The sequence below is a fragment of the Bradyrhizobium sp. 23 genome, assembly GCF_023073295.1.
GTDB lineage: Bacteria > Pseudomonadota > Alphaproteobacteria > Rhizobiales > Xanthobacteraceae > Bradyrhizobium > Bradyrhizobium canariense_D.
Genome location: NZ_JADPJF010000090.1, coordinates 1 through 977, shown reverse-complemented (window position 1 = coordinate 977; position 977 = coordinate 1). Strand labels below are relative to the sequence as shown.

1 pseudogene is annotated in these 977 nt (G+C 62.5%); it reads right to left on the bottom strand.

The features are described from left to right. Positions 1-790: pseudogene (locus tag IVB32_RS22565) on the bottom strand (transposase); the annotation flags it as partial. Positions 791-977: the final 187 nt, after the last annotated feature.

Genomic DNA, 977 nt, shown 5'->3' with positions numbered 1-977 from the left:
GCGAGCGCGTCACTTCGAGCTTCTGTTCGCGACACCATGGCACGACGACATCGTTCATGAAGGCGCTGTCGTTGTCGAAGTCAATGCCGCGCAACAACCAGGGGAACAGGCTTTGTGCGCGGTTGATCGCTTCGACGACCAGCGACCCCTCCCGCGTCAGCAACGGCAGGCACTCCGTCCAGCCAGTGGCGATATCGACCATCGTCAGGGTCTGGATGAACGAGCCGGCCACCGACGTGCCGCCATGCGCGACCATGTCGACCTCGCAGAAGCCAGGCACCGGGCTGTTCCAGTCATTGAACGTGCGGATCGGGACCTCGCGCCGGATTGCCGAATAGAATCCGGCACGGCGCCGTCTGCCGCCGCTCGCCGCAATCTTCACATCGACGAGCAGGCGATCAATGGTGGCGGCGCTGATGGCCAGAACACGATCGCGGTCCGCCTGGCCAAGCCGCAATCGGCCATGTTGCTCGAGCGCCGGCAGCAAGGTCGGGACCATCACCTTGAGCCGCTTGCCGCACACCCGATCCGACGCCTCCCACAGCGCCGTCATCGCGTCCTTGATCGTCGTACCATATCTACGTTTACGCTCTTGCGGTTTCTCGACCTCGCTGGGCCCAACCGTCGTGCGCCGCCGGAGTGCACGCACCGCATGCTTACGATGCCAGCCCGTCGTCGCGCACAGCGCGTCGAGGATCCGTCCCTTTTCCGCCCGCTTGGCCGACTGGTATTGCTCCGTCACCGCTGACACCACTTCGCGCCGCGCGCCCATGCTGATCTTTCCCGCCATAGTGGCCACCGAACCAATTCGGTGGCACCGACCCAATCATCGGCGAGAAGTTTTCCAGTAACATTTTGAATGAGGCAATGCGCCCCCTATCGGCATCCAAAAGGGGCTCTGACTCATATGTGGAACGGCCCGGGCTGCAAGATCTTTCTCTGGTTGAACAAGGGATGACGGTGCGGTCATATGTTCG